Raw genomic sequence first — 14,875 nt, forward strand, 5'->3', positions numbered from 1 at the left:
CTATGTTTAGAAAACTTCAAAATTTAATGGAAAGTCATGCGGAAACGAGTGAACAGCATGTGGACGAAAGGCTTAGAACGCATTATTTTAAAGCTAATAAGCTGGAAGTAATGAGAGTGATTAAACAAACCTTAGATGAGGACACCAATTTTCAGGAGCTGGGGTTTTCAGAAGAAAGGGGAGAGGTGACATTTGAGGTTAGACAGCCGAAGAGTGCATTTGTTGTTGTAAGTGTAGTAACAGTAAAGGCAAATCGTACAGCTGTAGATCTTAATGTTTCTACAGAATCTGCTCTTCCCTTCAATTTCGGCAATAACCAGAGACTTATCATGAGCATTTACGAAATCTTAAAACAAAAGCTTACGTTTATTGGCACGTCTATGGCTGAAAAATTGTAGGAATAGCTTGTCACATTCCTCCCTTTTCTTTAAGATAGATATAGAATAGAAAATTTTTTGGGGATGATTACAATGAGGTGTCCTACTTGCCAGCACAACGGAACAAAAGTGCTTGATTCAAGACCTGTACATAGCGGAAGGTCCATTCGCCGCCGAAGGGAATGTGAATCTTGCAGTTATAGATTTACTACATTTGAAACGGTAGAACAAACACCGCTTATCATTGTTAAAAAGGGCGGGGAACGTGAAGAGTTCAGCCGCGAAAAGATTCTTCGAGGGCTTATTAAAGCATGTGAAAAGAGACCTGTCCCCTTGGAAACACTTGAAAATATAGTTGATAGTATTGAAAAAGAATTGCGAAACTCAGGCGCATCTGAGATTTCAAGCACCGCTGTTGGTGAACAGGTTATGGAACACTTGTCTAAAACGGATGAAGTGGCTTATGTAAGATTCGCTTCGGTTTATCGCCAATTTAAAGATATTAACGTTTTTATACAGGAACTTAAGGAACTCATTAAAAAAGAGGAGCGTTAAAGCGTCTGGTTTACTGCTGTAACGCTCTTTTTGTTCCTTTATCATAAACAGTAAGAACAAAGACTATAAAATTCACTGTAATCATGGCTGACGATAAAAACCATCCGTCGGCCAAATTACTTTTAACTTTAATATATAAAGGGTGAAAACGATGACGGTACATTTTCAGGAAGTCGTGCCCGTTGATGCGTATTCCGTCCAGTGCAAGGGTGTATTGCATGAAGTAGACCACAAAGTTCTCACCATGCTTTATCAGCCATTGATTGGCGCTTTTGCACATAGTTTATACATGACATTATGGTGCGAAGCAAATATGGATCGACAGACACAAAAACACCAGCACCTTATGAACGTAACTCAGTTCTCATTAAAAGATATTTTATCCGGCAGAAAGAAATTAGAAGCGATCGGACTGTTAAAAACATATAAGAAAGATGGAGAGAGCTCAAGGGAATATATATATGAGCTTCAACTCCCACTATCTCCAAATGCTTTTTTTACTGATGGTTTTTTAAGTATTTATTTATTCAATCGCCTTGGAAAAGCGAAATTCACGGAAGTAAGAGAATCGTTCTATATTCCTCAATTAAATGTTTCCGGTTTTAAGGATGTGACCGCCTCGTTTAGCGATGTGTTTACTTCGCTGCATCCATCTGAGATGTCTTCAAAGAGTTATGCTGAGATTACAGAAAATGTGCTTCCAGAAGATGCCGCTTTACATGAAAAAGGGATTCATGGGAAAGTTGTACTAGGTGAGTCAACTTTTGATTTTGAGGCGATGGTGAATCAGATTTCGGCTTTTATCGTACCTAAAGAGATTCTTGCTCCTAAATTGAAGGAAGCAATCTATAAACTTGCTTATATCTACCAGCTACAGCCAATGGATATGAGCAAACAAATTCAAAACGTTTATTACTCAACCGGTGAGATTTCTGCAGAAAATTTAAGAAGAGAAATTCAAAAGTGGTACCGTTTTGAACATGAAGAAGGACTTCCTGTTTTGGCTTTAAAAACACAACCAGTTCCTTTAAAGGCGCTTCATGGGATGCAGCCTCAATCTAAAGAAGAAGAGCTTATTAAATATTTTGAAGAAGTGTCACCATACCGTCTTTTAGAAGACTACTCTGGTGCAACACCTTCCGAAGTTGATCTGAAACTAGTTGCGTATTGCATGCTCGATCAAAACTTAACGCCGGGTGTTACAAATGTTCTTTTGGATTACGTGTTATCTGAAAATGACATGAAGCTTGCTAAAGGACTGATTGAACGGATCGCTTCACATTGGGCTCGAAAAAAGCGCAAACCGTAACGGAAGCTATGGCGCTTGCTCGTGATGAAAAACGTAAATATAAAGAATGGCAAGAAAAGAAATCAAATTCTAGATCTTATAGAGATAATAAAAAACCGAACGTTACTGTACCAGATTGGCTGAAGCAAGATAAAGCTCCAACTAGTCAGCCAGACGAGACGAGTTCAAGTTCTACAGAAGATGAAAATCGGAAATGGCTTGAGAGCTTGTTAAATAGTTCGAAATAAAGGGGGAACAACATGGAATCCATAAAGGAATCTGTTAAACATATGCCGGGTTTTGATAAGTTTCAGGAGAGATATGAGCAAATGAAACAACAAGTACTATCTGACCCGGGTGTCATGCGTTTTTTAAGAGAAAACCCTGACATATCAGATGTCCACGCGGAAAAATTATTGTCCAGTTTTTACACCTTTAAGAACGAACAACATGCCTGCCGCAATTGCCCAGGTTTAGAGAAATGTCCTAATCTTATGCAAGGATACCGTTCTGAGCTGACGAAAGTTAGACAAACTGTAGAACTACGATACAAACCGTGCGAGCTGAAAATTCTTGATGAACAAAAGAAGACAATGACTTCTTTAATTAAAAGCTACTTTATACCAAAAGAGATTTTAGAAGCCAAGTTCGATCGTTTGTATAAACATAGTATTGATGAAACAAGACGAAATGCTATTTCAAAAGCGTACGAATTTGTTCAAATGGCTGGTACGGACCAACAGGTAAAGGGCATCTATTTTTATGGAAAGTTCGGTGTGGGTAAAACCTATCTACTCGGTGCTATTGCAAATGGATTAGCTGAGAAAGGGATTCATTCATTGATCATCCATACACCAGAGTTTCTGCGAGAGATGAAATCTTCACTTTCTGACGGCAGTTTTGATTCGAAAATGGAACTATTGAAAACGGTCCCTGTATTAATGCTGGACGATATTGGTGCTGAAAATATGACCAATTGGGTACGAGATGAGATTATCGGAGTTATCCTTCAATATCGAATGATGGAGAGGCTACCCACTTTATATACTTCCAATTGTGACTATGACATGCTGCAGCAGCATCTTTCATATTCGCAAAAAGGCGGTCTCGATGAAGTAAAAGCTCTAAGAATCATGGAGCGTATCAAGCATTTAAGTTCGCCGGTATTCATGGGTGGCAATAAAAATTTCAGAGAAGACTATTAATATCAGCTTCTGCTCTTTCTAGGGCAGAAGCTTTTTTTATGTTGTTTTGATTTACTAAAGTACTGTTTTAGTAAGCTTTGTTGCTTTTGAAGGTAGTTGATTTCCGTTTCAGATGCTCGCTTTCCGGGGGGGCAGGCGGTGAGCCACATTCGTACGTTTTACTCTTAAGTGTCTCACCTGCCCGCCTGTCCCGCAGGAGTCTCGCATCCTTACGCTTCAATCAACATGCTAATGGGAGCAAGTTTCATACTGTTCCAAGAAGCATCACTTTTTTAAGAAGAGCTAACTTTAAAACCCAAAGCTGTCTCTTCTGCTAAAATATGATAGGATAAGAACAGATGAAATCTTAAGAAATTGTATTCGGAGGTTACCGATGAGTATAGAATCTATTTTACAAAAAGCTTTGGATGGCGAACGTTTATCGGTAGAAGACGCCGTTAAACTTTATGAAAGTGATGAAGTAGAACGCATGGGAGAAGTTGCGGACATTATTATGAAAAGGTGGCACCCAGAACCGATCACCACTTTCGTAATAGGACGCAACGTAAATTATACAAACTTTTGTGATACATATTGCAGATTCTGTGCCTTCTATAGAGCACCGGGAAGTGAAGAAGGGTATGTATTGGACGATGAAGTGATCTTCCAAAAAATACAGGAAACCGTTGATGTTGGCGGTACCGAAATCTTAATGCAGGGTGGAACAAACCCAAATCTGCCATTTAGTTATTATACGGACTTATTGCGTGAAATAAAGAAGCGGTTTGATATTACGATGCATTCTTTCTCGCCGGCTGAAGTGTGGAAGATGGTCGAAGTATCCGGGTTATCACTTGAAGAAGTGCTCCGTGAACTGAAAGAAGCTGGTCTTGACTCTTTGCCTGGAGGTGGAGCGGAGATTCTGGATGACCGCACACGTAAGAAGATCAGTAGATTAAAAGGGTCATGGACCGAGTGGATCGAGTGCATGAAGACTGCTAAAAAAGTTGGCCTTCATTCTACGGCTACGATGGTAATTGGATTTGGGGAAACATTTGAAGAGAGAGCTCTTCATTTAAAACGAGTCCGCGATGCACAAGATGAAACGGATTGCTTCCTTGCTTTTATTTCGTGGACGTTCCAACCGGACAATACAAATATGAAGGCTGAGAAGACAACGCCAAGAGAATACTTGAAAAACGTTGCCATCTCTCGTATCTTCTTAGATAACATTCCAAACTTCCAATCATCTTGGGTAACAATGGGTCCTGAAGTTGGGAAAAAATCGCTTCATTATGGCTGCAACGATTTTGGAAGCACGATGATGGAAGAGAACGTTGTTTCAGCAGCTGGAACGACACACAAAGTAAACACGAACTTAACGCTTCGCTTGATTCGTGAAGCAGGTAAGATTCCTGCACAGCGAAATACGAAATATGAAACGCTTCGTGTTTTTGAAGATGAAGAAAAGGCAGAAAAAGATTTTGTTATGCAAAACTAATTGTGAACACCTGACATGAATTCGTGTCGGGTGTTTTTTTGTGGACTGAGACCGGTATGACTTTTGTCACAGCGGCATTCTTGTTAAGGAATTATTCTGTAGATGTAAGACGTGAGGAGGAATGATGATGCCGCAGCTTCAAAGAAATGTAAAGAAAGAAGTAACAGTAAAAAAAGAAAGAGAGTTGTTAGGCACACTTTTATCAGTAATGGGTGTAGGGTTATTTATCGTTTTATCATGGGCGGCAATATATTTGCTGTATCTTTCACGTTAGGGGTTGAAACATGCATATTCATAGATATGAAAAGATTTGGCTCTGGTCGGGGGCAGTATGTTTAACGCTTTTTCTATTAATTGTAGGTGTATCAGCATTTGCTATGGGGAACCAGCCCCTAGTCATATGGAAACAATCGATCCAGAAAAAGCTGTAATGACACCTCCTTTTGATAATCCAGGTTTTACAAAGGTTGGAGAAAAGGAATATGAGGCGGTTATGCTTGCGCAAGCTTTTACGTACACGTCCTCTAAAATGTCTGTACCTAAAGGCTCTACTGTACATTTTAAAGTAACAAGCACAGATGTGGTTCACGGTTTTGAAATTCCAGCAACGAATGTAAACATGATGATTACACCAGGATATGTGAGTGAGATCTCTTATACGTTTACAAAACCCGGCAAGTATCTCATTTTATGCAATGAATATTGTGGAGCAGGTCACCAAGTCATGGCAGTAACCTTGGAGGTGACAGCATGATTGATAAAAGAGATGCTCACTTAAGTTTAGCTTTTTTGACTGTTAGTTTCATTGCTCTTTTTATTGGTGCTTTAGCAGGATTACTGCAGACATTTGTAAGAAGTGGTGCAATTGAACTTCCGCTTTCTATTGGATATTATCAGTTGTTAACGGCTCATGGGGTATTGTTGGCACTTATTTTTACGACTTTTTTTATCTTAGGATTTTTATACGCTGGAATTAGTAAAACGATGGGAACGCTGTACGACGTACCAAGACGAACAGGCTGGCTTGGGTTTGTGATGATGACATTTGGTACAGGTTTAGCAACCGTATTCATTCTTTTAAACAAAGCAACGGTTCTTTACACATTCTATGCTCCACTCCAGGCATCTCCTTGGTTTTACATTGCACTTGTTCACGTTGTTGTGGGCAGTTGGTTATGTGCTTTTTCTATGTGGAACCAATATTACATTTGGAAAAGCAAAACGAAAAATAAACTTTCTCCTCTTTTTAGTTACATGGCAGTAATGACTATGGCTTTATGGTTTGTGGCAACTCTTGGTCTAGCAGCAACGGTTCTTCTTCAATTTATTCCATGGTCGATTGGCTGGGTTGATAAGATTGATATTTTAATTAGCAGGACCCTCTTTTGGTATTTCGGACATCCGCTTGTGTACTTTTGGTTGTTGCCTGCTTATATGTGCTGGTATGTTGTCATTCCAAAGATAATTGGCGGAAAAATATTCAGTGATGCATTAGCGAGACTTTCATTTGTGCTGTTTTTATTATTTAGTATTCCGGTAGGATTTCACCATCAATTACTAGAACCTGGAATCTCGCATGCGTGGAAGTTTTTCCAAGTAGTCTTAACGTTCATGGTTATTGTTCCGTCTTTAATGACTGCCTTTTCTATGTTTGCTGTATTTGAAACAGCAGGTAGAAAGAAGGAGCAAAGGGTTTGTTTGGCTGGATTAAAGTATTGCCATGGAGAGATGTCCGGTTTTTGCCCCTATGATGGGCATGCTGATTTTTATCCCAGCAGGAGCTGGAGGAATCATCAATGCTAGCCATCAGTTAAACCAAGTCATTCATAACACACTGTGGGTAACAGGACATTTTCATTTAACGGTAGCATCAACTGTTGCACTCACTTTCTTTGGCATCTGTTATTGGCTCATTCCTTATCTTACAGGAAGGACGTTAACACCTAGAATGAATAAACTAGGAATCATTCAAACCATCATGTGGACAGTAGGGATGGCGATTATGTCAGGTGCGATGCATATAGTCGGTTTGTTCGGGGCACCGCGAAGAACTTCTTATACGACTTATGCTGGTCATTCACAAGCTGTTGATTGGATACCTTATCAGGTCGCCATGGCAGTTGGAGGAACCATCCTCTTTCTAGCTATCATACTATTGATGTATATTGCTTGGTTTCTCGCTTTCAAAGCTCCTAGAGGTGTGATGGACTTCCCAGTGGGAGAGGTAGAAGAAAGTGCAGTATCCACTCCTGTCATCCTAGAAAACTGGAAGCTTTGGGTGGGCATTTGTGCAGCGTTGATTCTAATCGCGTATACCGTTCCTTTTTGGCACATGATTGAGCATGCACCCCCAGGATCACCGGGTTATAAGTTCTGGTAAAAAACGCTTGTAGACATAATCGTCTACAAGCGTTTCTTTTGTTTCTTGAAAAAGAACATAATTGATTTGGTGCAAAAATTGTTCTGTATCTTTATTGTTCTTGCTTAATTGTTCTTGAAGTACACTCAAAACACTTTTATCAAACAAACTATTAATAAAGCAGGTCTTAATATCCTTTTGAATGAGAACTCCTTGGGTATGAAAGTATTTCTTAGCCTTTTTCATTTCATTGAAAATATGGATACCAGGAAAATCTTTGGATTCGTGAAGCAGCCAAACCTCGTCTGAAACAGCCAAAGATAATGAAGTATGAAGAGATGATAATGGATCTGCCCATTCGAAGTATGGTGTAAGAATGCGTGCTTGATCTTTAACATACGGCAAATATAGTGAAGGTTGATGGGTGATCAAGATTTTCTCCTCAAAAAAAGGTTCAAGTTCTTTCAATATGTTTTGTATAGAATTCCTTTTGTGGGTTGTATGGAATTCCGTTAAAATAACTGCGGCAGTCATTCATATTACCTCCTTCTAACAAAAGGATAATTCAAATACTTATTAGGAGATGTATCAAAAATCACACAATGTTCACAGTCGGTGTGATAAAAATCACACTAGCAATTCGATTGGTGGATTATAATGGAAATAAGTAAAGCGGGGAGGTTTTGATGATGGGTGCCTGCACGCAACAGTCAAATTTTTGTTCGTATCAAAATACCGATGTATTTTCAAAGAACACATTTCAATATTTAGAGAACCTCATGTATTCAAAAAAAGTAGAAAAAGATCATTATCTATTTGTTGATAACGATCCTGCCGATCGTTTGTATTACTTAAAACAAGGTCAGATTAAAATCACTAAAATGAATGAAGAGGGAAAAGAGCTCGTCTTATATATTTTTCAAGAAGGCGATCTTATTGGAGAACTAGGCATTTCCTCTGATTCACGCTACAGATACAGTGCAAAAGCAACTAGAACGTGTGAAGTGGGAATCATTCAGCAGAAGGATCTAGAAACAATCATCTGGCAGCATGGAGAAGTGGCAGTAGAATTTATGAGATGGATGAGTAATATGCATGCGATTACTCGCTCCAAGTTTAGAGATTTAATGCTATACGGAAAAAAAGGGGCGCTATGTTCAACTTTAATAAGACTAGCTAATTCATATGGAGTGATGACACCTGAAGGGATTGTTCTCACGCAGCGTTTTACGAATACTGATCTAGCAGAACTGATCGGCACATCACGGGAAACGGTGAACAGAATGTTAAGCCAGTTAAAAAAAGAGGGTGCTGTTGTTTTTACAGAAGGAACGATTAAAATCACCTCTTTGGAGTATTTGAAAACAGCCTGCAGCTGTGAAGATTGTCCAATCGAGATTTGCAGAATATAGATGATTAATAAAGAGACCCCTAAATGGGGTCTTTTTATCTTTTTATTGGCTCTTTTCTATAGTCTATTTTTCTAAAAAATGTTGCTATAGACTTGTTTAGTTTTTCTTTCATTTTCTTCACTGATAAGTTGATTGGAGTGGAAGGTGGGAGACTCTCGGCTAGGACAGGCGGGCAGGTGAGACACTTATACGTGAAACGTACGAATGTGGCTCACCGCCTGCCCCGCGGAAAGCGAGCATCTGGAACGGAAATCAACTACTTCCAATAACAACAGATTTACGAAAACAGCAGTTTTTTAAAAAAATTATCGTAATTTTCCTTATATTTAAAATTTTGTGTATAATATAAGAATATTTAGAATAAAGGGGAAAACAAATAATGAACATGAAACGAAGATTTAAAATGGGACTCATCGGTTTATCTGCTGCATTCCTGGTAGCCTGCTCGTCTGGTTCGGGAGATAAATTAACGATTGGAACAGATGCGGCATACGCCCTTTTGAATCCTTGGATGGGGAAAAGATCGTCGGGTTTGATGTGGATTTGCTTGATGCTGTTATGAAAGAAGCGGGATTAGAATACGAAATCAAGAACACAGGGTGGGAACCTCTGTTTATTGCTTTAAAAAATGAAGAAGTATCTGCAGGTATTTCTGCCATTACGATTAATGACAAAAGAAAAAAACGTACGATTTTTCTTCACCGTACTTTGAATCAGTAAATATGATCCTAACAAAAGAAGGAACATCTATTAAGAGTGCAAAAGACCTTGAAGGAAAGAAAGTAAGTGTTCAAAATGGGACAACCGGTCAAGATGCTTTGGAAAAAATGTTTGGGAAAAATGAGAACATTAAAAAGTTTGATAACAATACTCTCGCTATTCAAGCTTTATTGAACGGGGAAGTAGAAGCGGTTGTTGCGGATAATGCAGTGGTTCAAGAGTATGAAAAGAATAATCCCGATAAAAATCTAGTGACAATCAGCGATAAAGATAGTTTTGAAAGCGAATTTTACGGAATCATCTTCCCTAAAGACGGTGATCATCAAGATGAGATTAACAAAGCTTTGAAAAAGGTGATTGATAATGGTAAGTACGCTGAAATCTATAAAAAATGGTTTGGTGAAGAGCCGAATGTAGATGTACTGAAACAATAAACTAGCCCAGGAGGTCTACATGGAATTCTCTTTACAGATTATTGGAGAGTATATGCCTTTGTTCTTAAAAGGGACTTGGATTACGATCCAGCTTTCATTGTTAGCCATTCTTTTTGGCACCATTCTAGGATTATTTATTGGACTCGGAAAAATGATGAAACAGTCTTACATAAGTCTTCCTTGTGTCTGGTACATCAGCTTTTTTCGAGGAACTCCATTATTAGTTCAAATCTTATTGATTCATTCAGCACTAATGCCGATTTTTATGAAGCCGCCCAATGTATTTGTATCCAGTGTTCTAGCTCTGTCACTGAATGCGGCGGCATATATAGCGGAGATCTTCAGAGCGGGTATTCAATCGATCGATAAAGGGCAGATGGAAGCTGCTCGTTCTCTAGGAATGAATCATGTACAAGCGATGAAACATGTTATCCTGCCGCAAGCTTCAAGAAGGATGATTCCTCCGCTTGGGAATGAATTTATTGTTCTGATTAAGGATTCATCACTGGTTTCCATTATTGCTACGCCTGAATTAATGTATTATGCGAGGGCAATGATGGGGGAATACTACCGGCCGTGGGAACCCTATATGACTGCAGCGTTGATGTATTTAATCTTGACCCTTGGAATGGCATTTATATTATCAAAAATTGAACGGAAATTTGTTTATGATTAAACAACCCTATGTACAGGGTTGTTTTTTCATGAGTAAGTAACATGTTTTAGGACCTCGTCCCATATAGTGTATTATTGAGGATTTTATATGGGGGGACTTATTTGGTCGCGATTGCTTTTTCACACCCATCAGACGGAATAGCTGTCTTGAAAAATATGATCAGGATGGCAGCAAAACATAAAATAAACCCTTCCTTTGCCAAATTATCTGAAACTTCTTCAAAAATTCTTGAACTGCACATACATGAGAAAAAATCGTTCATATTGGATGTGTTAACAGAATTTACACGGAATAAGGTAGAAGATATTTGTTTAAAGGAAATGATTGAACATGCTTTTTTTACACCGATACCGCTGAACAAAAGGAGATATTCTCTATAACAAAAAGTATCGTATTAGGAGAGATCGAAGGAATTCCTGATGTGAAGCATCTACCAAGCTTAAATGATTTAATTCGAAAGCAGTGGGACTCCATACTAGAGGCAAAGACCGAATTCTTAGAGTTTGAATCATTTATTAAATTTAGATTGAAAGAATACTTAGCTACCTTGCTAAAAATTGTTGAGTGTGCGATCGATGAATACAAATTGGAACTTGAATACCAGATGTTCGTGGAGCAATTACGGACGTGCTTAACAAAACAAAGATCTTTCTCTAAATCTGATATCATCATTATTTTTGAGAAAGAGCATGTATTTCTTTTTGATGAACAACAAAAACAGTTGTCACACACAGAATTAATGATGTTCCATGAAAAAGCTTTGCGGTTAACAAATGTCACGAATTTGGACGAAAGGCTTCTAGGTCCATTAATCGGATTGTCACCATCTTCTGCTAGAATCTATGCTTATGACATCGATCATCCTCTGCTTCAAACAGTGAAAAATATATTTCAAGAAAAGGTGACAATTAGCTCTATTGAGAAGATGCCTTATAAGGAACAGCGGTACTATCGCAAAAAAAATCATAAACATACAGAGCACTCTTGCTTTTTGAAGAGTGACTGCATATAATAAATGTATAATTTTATCACTTAATCTGTATTGAAAAGGACACGAAGCAAATTTTTACGGTTCAAAGAGAGGAAGTCTTGGCTGAAAACTTCCTAACACGGAAAATTGCTTTACCACCTTGGAACTTCAACGGTGAAATGCTTTTAGAGTAATCGTTGACGGCCGCAGTCCGTTACACTGTCCGAGTGCCGCAGCATATTTATTGTTGTGGAACAAGGGTGGAACCACGAGATAATCACTCGTCCCTTCTTTTAGGGACGGGTGTTTTTTGTTTTAGATCTAAAAGATTGTTGCTGTAACGGAAATCAATGACTTTCAAGGGCAACAATGTATGTGCCTAAATTAAAAAAGGAGATGTTTTATATGTCGTCAATTTCAATCAAGTTCCCAGACGGATCAGTCAAGGAATTTCCAAAAGGCGTTACTTCTGAACAAGTGGCAGAAAGTATCAGTCCAAGTTTAAAGAAAAAAGCAGTTGCAGGAAAAGTAAACGGACAATTATATGATTTTTCTCGTCCGATTGAAGAAGATGCTTCCATTGAAATCGTGATGCAGGATTCTAAAGAAGGTCTTGAGATGACAAGACACTCGAATGCCCACTTGCTTGCTCAAGCTCTTAAGCGTCTTTACCCAGACGTGAAGCTAGGAATCGGACCAGTTATCGATAACGGCTTCTACTACGATGTAGATATGTCTCACAATTTAACGCCAGAAGATCTTCCAGCGATTGAAAAAGAAATGAAGAAAATCGTTAACGAAAACCTTCCTATTGTGCGTAAAGAAGTAAGTCGCGAAGAAGCTCTTGAAATTTATGAGAAATTGAATGATCACTTAAAGCTTGAACTGATACGTGACCTTCCTGAAGGTGAAAAGATCACAATCTATGAGCAAGGTGAGTTTTTTGACCTTTGCCGCGGGCCGCACGTTCCTTCGACTGGAAAGATCAAAGCATATAAATTAATGAGCATCTCTGGAGCTTACTGGCGTGGTGACAGTGACAACCAAATGCTTCAGCGTATTTATGGTTCTGCATTCTTAAGCCAAAAAGATCTTGATGAGTATCTCCACTTTATTGAAGAAGCTCAAAAACGTGATCACCGTAAATTAGGAAAAGAATTAGAGCTATTCATGTTCTCTGAAGAGGCGCCAGGTATGCCTTTCTATCTTCCGAACGGCCAGACAATCCGTACTGAACTTGAGAACTTCTCTCGCGAACTTCAGCGTCAAGTGGATTATGATGAAGTGCGTACTCCATTTATGATGAATCAGCGTTTATGGGAGCAATCAGGACACTGGGATCACTACCACGAAAATATGTATTTCTCAGAAGTGGATGATACTAAGTTTGCGATGAAACCGATGAACTGCCCGGGACACATGCTCATCTTTAAAAATAAGCTTCATTCTTACAGAGATCTTCCTGTTCGTATGGCTGAGTTCGGTCAAGTTCACCGTCATGAATATAGCGGTGCTCTAAACGGTATGATTCGTGTTCGTACATTCTGTCAAGATGATGCACATATCTTCGTAACACCTGGGCAGATTGAAAGTGAGATCAAAAATGTATTCAAACTTGTAGACAAAATCTACAGCACTTTTGGTTTTGAATATTCAGTGGAACTTTCTACTCGTCCAGAAGATTCTATGGGTGATGACCGTTTATGGGAACAAGCCGAGGGCGCGTTGAAAAACGTTTTAGAAGATCTTGGAATGAACTACCACCTAAATGAAGGAGATGGAGCGTTCTACGGACCGAAGATTGACTTCCACATTAAAGATGCTTTGAAGAGAAGTCATCAGTGTGCAACAATCCAGCTGGACTTCCAGATGCCAGAAAAGTTCGATCTTACTTATGTAGATGAAAACAATCAAAAGGTACGTCCGGTCGTTATTCACCGTGCGATCTACGGATCAATCGACCGTTTCTTAGGAATCTTGGTTGAACACTTTGCTGGAGCATTCCCAACATGGTTAGCACCAGTTCAAGTGAAACTTATCCCTGTATCCGATGTTCATAACGAGTATGCTCATAAGCTTCAAGAAGATCTGAAGGAACATGCAATTCGTGTGGACATTGATACTAGAAATGAAAAGATGGGCTACAAGATTCGTGAAGCCCAAATGAAGAAGATTCCTTACATGCTTGTTCTAGGTGATAAAGAGATCGAAGACAATGCTGTAAACGTTCGTAAGTATGGCGAGCAAAAATCAGAGACTGTTTCTTATGAAGATTTCAGAGACAAAATTTTAGCTCAAATTAACGAAAAGAGATAAATGTTTTTAAAGAGAGCGGCCAATGCTAAAGTTGGCCGTCTTTTTTTATAAGAAAATGAAAAGTGGACAGTAAAATGCCCAAAGTGGACAGTAAATTACTGAAAGTGAACAGTAAAACAGAAAGAGTGGACAGTAAATACCCTAAAGTGGACAAAAAAACAGGAAAAGCGGACAGTAAATTACCCAAAGTTCAAAGGGAAAAACAAGAATTGTGACCACCGCTCTTAAATCGCTCAAAAAAACTCTTGCATTCTATCTGCAAACGAAGTAAAATTAATTTCGTTGCTTGTTATTACATTCGTTGTTTGACACGTATGTCTCCAATATGTTATAGTATGTAAGGTTAATAAAATAAGCAAAAGCATCAAACAAGCAGAAGCACCCGCTTCTCACCTGATTCGACGTCACTAGTGACTGTTGATGGGTAGATGGATATTCAGGCATGTCAAAGTGTACATAGCCGGTTTACTATGTGTGGGTGATCGTTGCGCCGACGCTTTTTTATTTGCAGAAATAACAAGTCGAGTGTATTTGCACTCACTGAAAAAATTTGGAGGTGACTTACTATTAGTAAGGACATGTCTGTCAATGAAGGTATTCGTGCCCGTGAGGTTCGCTTAATCGGTCCTGATGGAAGCCAGCTTGGCATTAAAACAAGACAGGAAGCTTTAGACCTTGCTGCAAACGCAAATCTTGACCTTGTACTCGTTGCTGCAACTGCTAAACCACCAGTATGTCGTATCATGGACTACGGTAAGTTTAAATACGAGCAACAGCGTAAAGATCGTGAAGCACGAAAAAATCAAAAGGTCATTACGACTAAAGAGATTCGTCTAAGTCCAACAATTGAGGAAAACGACTTTAATACAAAGCTTAGAAATGCCCGTAAGTTCCTTGAAAAAGGCGACAAAGTAAAGGCAAGTATTCGTTTCCGTGGACGTGCAATCACTCATTCTCAAATCGGAAAAACGGTATTGGAGAAGTTAGCGAAAGAATGTGAAGATCTTTCTACGGTTGAAACAAAACCGAAGATGGAAGGTCGTAGCATGTTCCTTATCCTTGCACCTAAAGCCGAAAAATAAT

The 14,875-nt window shown here is 38.9% G+C and carries 15 protein-coding genes, 3 pseudogenes and 1 other annotated feature; of the genes and pseudogenes, 17 read left to right on the plus strand and 1 reads right to left on the minus strand.

Annotated features, from left to right (window positions below):
* Positions 1-2: 2 nt before the first annotated feature.
* The 9 genes and pseudogenes from ACEWFH_RS07820 to ACEWFH_RS07860 all read left to right on the plus strand — a co-directional run bounded on the left by ACEWFH_RS07820 (position 3) and on the right by ACEWFH_RS07860 (position 7,285).
* On the plus strand, positions 3-398 hold the full coding sequence (locus ACEWFH_RS07820) for a cytosolic protein (RefSeq protein ID WP_473726776.1): 396 nt from the start codon (positions 3-5) through the stop codon (positions 396-398).
* A gap of 72 nt (positions 399-470) precedes the next feature.
* Positions 471-932: a transcriptional regulator NrdR gene (gene nrdR / locus ACEWFH_RS07825; RefSeq protein WP_473726777.1), complete on the plus strand. Its 462-nt coding sequence runs from the start codon at positions 471-473 to the stop codon at positions 930-932.
* A 151-nt stretch (positions 933-1,083) separates the two neighbouring features.
* On the plus strand, positions 1,084-2,241 hold the full coding sequence (locus ACEWFH_RS07830) for a replication initiation and membrane attachment family protein (RefSeq protein WP_473726778.1): 1,158 nt from the start codon (positions 1,084-1,086) through the stop codon (positions 2,239-2,241).
* Complete coding sequence (locus ACEWFH_RS07835) at positions 2,214-2,468, plus strand: hypothetical protein (RefSeq protein WP_473726779.1); 255 nt, start codon at positions 2,214-2,216, stop codon at positions 2,466-2,468. Before ACEWFH_RS07830 ends, ACEWFH_RS07835 begins: the two co-directional genes overlap by 28 nt.
* Before the next feature lie 12 nt (positions 2,469-2,480).
* Positions 2,481-3,425, plus strand: a complete 945-nt coding sequence (gene dnaI, locus ACEWFH_RS07840; protein ID WP_473726780.1) for a primosomal protein DnaI — start codon at positions 2,481-2,483, stop codon at positions 3,423-3,425.
* A gap of 373 nt (positions 3,426-3,798) precedes the next feature.
* Positions 3,799-4,905: a cyclic dehypoxanthinyl futalosine synthase gene (gene mqnC, locus ACEWFH_RS07845; protein WP_473726781.1), complete on the plus strand. Its 1,107-nt coding sequence runs from the start codon at positions 3,799-3,801 to the stop codon at positions 4,903-4,905.
* A 121-nt stretch (positions 4,906-5,026) separates the two neighbouring features.
* Positions 5,027-5,179: a cytochrome c oxidase subunit 2A gene (locus ACEWFH_RS07850; RefSeq protein WP_473726782.1), complete on the plus strand. Its 153-nt coding sequence runs from the start codon at positions 5,027-5,029 to the stop codon at positions 5,177-5,179.
* A 10-nt stretch (positions 5,180-5,189) separates the two neighbouring features.
* Positions 5,190-5,659, plus strand: a pseudogene (locus ACEWFH_RS07855) (cytochrome c oxidase subunit II).
* Positions 5,656-7,285, plus strand: a pseudogene (locus tag ACEWFH_RS07860) (b(o/a)3-type cytochrome-c oxidase subunit 1). The pseudogenes ACEWFH_RS07855 and ACEWFH_RS07860 overlap by 4 nt, the downstream one beginning before the upstream one ends.
* Here the strand turns inward: ACEWFH_RS07860 and ACEWFH_RS07865 are convergent.
* The gene (locus ACEWFH_RS07865) at positions 7,262-7,798 is read right to left on the minus strand and encodes a hypothetical protein (RefSeq protein ID WP_473726783.1); all 537 of its coding nucleotides are present in this window, start codon (positions 7,796-7,798) and stop codon (positions 7,262-7,264) included. The pseudogene ACEWFH_RS07860 and the gene ACEWFH_RS07865 sit on opposite strands and share 24 nt — an antisense overlap.
* A 152-nt stretch (positions 7,799-7,950) precedes the next feature.
* On the opposite strand from ACEWFH_RS07865, the gene ACEWFH_RS07870 reads away from it, so the two are divergent.
* From ACEWFH_RS07870 to infC, 8 genes and pseudogenes are all read left to right on the plus strand, one after another.
* A complete protein-coding gene (locus tag ACEWFH_RS07870) occupies positions 7,951-8,676 on the plus strand; it encodes a Crp/Fnr family transcriptional regulator (protein WP_473726784.1) in 726 nt (241 codons plus the stop codon).
* Between the two features lie 137 nt (positions 8,677-8,813).
* Entirely contained in the window at positions 8,814-8,945 is a 132-nt protein-coding gene (locus ACEWFH_RS07875) for a hypothetical protein (protein WP_473726785.1), read from the plus strand.
* A 116-nt stretch (positions 8,946-9,061) separates the two neighbouring features.
* Positions 9,062-9,830 (plus strand): annotated as a pseudogene (locus ACEWFH_RS07880) (basic amino acid ABC transporter substrate-binding protein).
* Between the two features lie 19 nt (positions 9,831-9,849).
* Entirely contained in the window at positions 9,850-10,506 is a 657-nt protein-coding gene (locus tag ACEWFH_RS07885) for an amino acid ABC transporter permease (RefSeq protein ID WP_473726786.1), read from the plus strand.
* A gap of 101 nt (positions 10,507-10,607) precedes the next feature.
* Positions 10,608-10,886 carry a hypothetical protein gene (locus ACEWFH_RS07890; protein ID WP_473726787.1) on the plus strand — a complete coding sequence of 93 codons (279 nt, stop codon included), beginning with the start codon at positions 10,608-10,610 and terminating at the stop codon, positions 10,884-10,886.
* Between the two features lie 8 nt (positions 10,887-10,894).
* On the plus strand, positions 10,895-11,518 hold the full coding sequence (gene ytxC, locus ACEWFH_RS07895) for a sporulation protein YtxC (RefSeq protein ID WP_473727241.1): 624 nt from the start codon (positions 10,895-10,897) through the stop codon (positions 11,516-11,518).
* 21 nt (positions 11,519-11,539) lie between these two features.
* Positions 11,540-11,768, plus strand: a binding site (T-box leader).
* Between the two features lie 113 nt (positions 11,769-11,881).
* Positions 11,882-13,792, plus strand: coding sequence for a threonine--tRNA ligase (thrS, locus tag ACEWFH_RS07900; protein ID WP_473726788.1), 1,911 nt, complete (start codon positions 11,882-11,884; stop codon positions 13,790-13,792).
* Between the two features lie 578 nt (positions 13,793-14,370).
* Positions 14,371-14,874: a translation initiation factor IF-3 gene (gene infC / locus ACEWFH_RS07905; protein ID WP_473726789.1), complete on the plus strand. Its 504-nt coding sequence runs from the start codon at positions 14,371-14,373 to the stop codon at positions 14,872-14,874.
* Position 14,875 lies beyond the last annotated feature (1 nt).

Source organism: Fictibacillus sp. EA-CB0309, assembly GCF_055814265.1.

Coding starts and splice junctions, on each gene's coding strand:
- ACEWFH_RS07820 (WP_473726776.1), top strand. CDS start 3: ATGTTTAGAAAACTTCAAAATTTAATGGAAAGTCATGCGGAAACGAGT.
- nrdR (WP_473726777.1), top strand. CDS start 471: ATGAGGTGTCCTACTTGCCAGCACAACGGAACAAAAGTGCTTGATTCA.
- ACEWFH_RS07830 (WP_473726778.1), top strand. CDS start 1,084: ATGACGGTACATTTTCAGGAAGTCGTGCCCGTTGATGCGTATTCCGTC.
- dnaI (WP_473726780.1), top strand. CDS start 2,481: ATGGAATCCATAAAGGAATCTGTTAAACATATGCCGGGTTTTGATAAG.
- mqnC (WP_473726781.1), top strand. CDS start 3,799: ATGAGTATAGAATCTATTTTACAAAAAGCTTTGGATGGCGAACGTTTA.
- ACEWFH_RS07850 (WP_473726782.1), top strand. CDS start 5,027: ATGATGATGCCGCAGCTTCAAAGAAATGTAAAGAAAGAAGTAACAGTA.
- ACEWFH_RS07865 (WP_473726783.1), bottom strand. CDS start 7,798: ATGACTGCCGCAGTTATTTTAACGGAATTCCATACAACCCACAAAAGG.
- ACEWFH_RS07870 (WP_473726784.1), top strand. CDS start 7,951: ATGATGGGTGCCTGCACGCAACAGTCAAATTTTTGTTCGTATCAAAAT.
- ACEWFH_RS07885 (WP_473726786.1), top strand. CDS start 9,850: ATGGAATTCTCTTTACAGATTATTGGAGAGTATATGCCTTTGTTCTTA.
- thrS (WP_473726788.1), top strand. CDS start 11,882: ATGTCGTCAATTTCAATCAAGTTCCCAGACGGATCAGTCAAGGAATTT.
- infC (WP_473726789.1), top strand. CDS start 14,371: ATGTCTGTCAATGAAGGTATTCGTGCCCGTGAGGTTCGCTTAATCGGT.